This is a genomic window from Pontibacterium sp., assembly GCF_041587635.1.
Taxonomy (GTDB): Bacteria; Pseudomonadota; Gammaproteobacteria; order Pseudomonadales; family Balneatricaceae; genus Pontibacterium.
This window is the reverse complement of sequence record NZ_JBFGYC010000712.1, coordinates 1-1,584: the sequence shown is the minus strand read 5'-3', so window position 1 is coordinate 1,584 and position 1,584 is coordinate 1. Positions and strand designations below refer to the sequence as shown.

Annotated in this window: 1 protein-coding gene; it reads right to left on the bottom strand. The window is 52.3% G+C overall.

Annotation, left to right across the window (positions count from 1 at the left end; translation table 11 throughout):
- Positions 1-198: 198 nt before the first annotated feature.
- A partial coding sequence (locus tag ABYW01_RS21045; protein ID WP_372836527.1) for a M48 family metalloprotease occupies positions 199-1,584 on the bottom strand: 1,386 nt, incomplete at its 5' end.

Genomic DNA, 1,584 nt, shown 5'->3' with positions numbered 1-1,584 from the left:
TTGCTGTTCATGGCTTGGCAGTTCGTGATGCGCTTTATCACCCCCGTCGCCATTGTGGTGGTTTTCCTCAATGCACTGGGCTTTATCAACATCTGATTAGCCACATGAGGTTTTTGCCTTAGATGTTCTACCCCACCCTCACCAACGTTCCCCTACAGGTGAGGGTGGGTTCTACCGTTCAAACTCAATCCTTCCCGATTAATCATCCAGTTTGGGAATCGGGCTATCCATCACGGCAGCAATACTGCGCACCATTTCGCGCTCAATCACTGTAATGACACCATCCTGTTTCACTGCATTCACAAAGCCCATCAACATACGTGGCTTTAAGTGCGGATAGGCATAGGCCAGCTCTTTCACCGCCGCCCTGAAATCCTGCAGATCACAGGCATCCTGTGGCTGAATCTTCAGATTGTATAACCCCGCACTGCCGATCCCCCGATTAAAGGCCTTATCGATCTCCTGTGGATCATCATGCCCTTCATAGACCAGTACCGATAACACCAGACGATAAGCATCCGACAACTGCTTAATTTCACGGTATTTGGGTCGATGGGTGCGGACTTTGCCAAATTCGGGATCGAGGTAATGCTGCAACTCCTGATACAAGCACCACTCAAACAGGTCGACCTCTTCATCAGCCCTGATCAGTAGCAAAAGTCGCTGCTTAAACAGCGTGTACTGTTCCTGCGATAAACACTTCAGCGCTGGCATACTCAGCTCAAGCAGTGGCAGATACAACGCACGGGACAGCTGCTCAAGCTCGGGCGTCTGCTTGTCGATAAGCACTAGCAAACCCGGTGTCGGGCTCTGCTTCAGATAACCGCGCTGCTTCTGGTAGACGGTTTCATCATCACTAAACAGCAACCCAAACATCAGCGCGGTGGCGCCCAATGGATCATGCGCCTGCTCCTTAAGCGAATCCGGTATGTGACTGAGTCCTTCCTGCACACTGGTAATATTGCCCTGCATTAACAACTCAGCGGGATCAAGAAACTCGCCGTTCAGCGCGGCACCCAGCGCAACCGCTTTTGCCAGCTGCGCTTTCTTGGCCTCCGTCGTGCCATCCTGCTCTTCCTGGTGCTTTAATCGAGTCAAAATGTAGGACCCATCCCACTCTGGCTGAATACGCAAAATACGATCCATGACCGGCGGATGGGTATCAAACATCCCGCCCAACCGACTCAGAGCCTGACCAAAGAAGATGTGACTGACCTCACCCCTTGCTGAACTAAATATCTCTGTACCTGCGGTATAGCCGCCAATCACTTTGAGTGCATCGGCGATGCCCTGAGGATTACGGGTAAACTGTACAGCTGAGGCATCAGCCAGAAACTCCCGCTGCCGACTCACCGCCGAGCGGATCATATTGCCAAATAATGTGCCGAAAAAACCGATCAGCCAAAGCGCGCCACCTAACATGAATACCTGCGCCCCACCTGAACGGCTCGTCCGGACACGCAACATAACGTCACCCGTATCACCGATAAACTCGATACCATGCAACACGGCAACCAGGCGCATGTTCAGGCGCATATCACCGTTGAGGATATGACTGAATTCGTGGGCGATCACGCCCTGTAA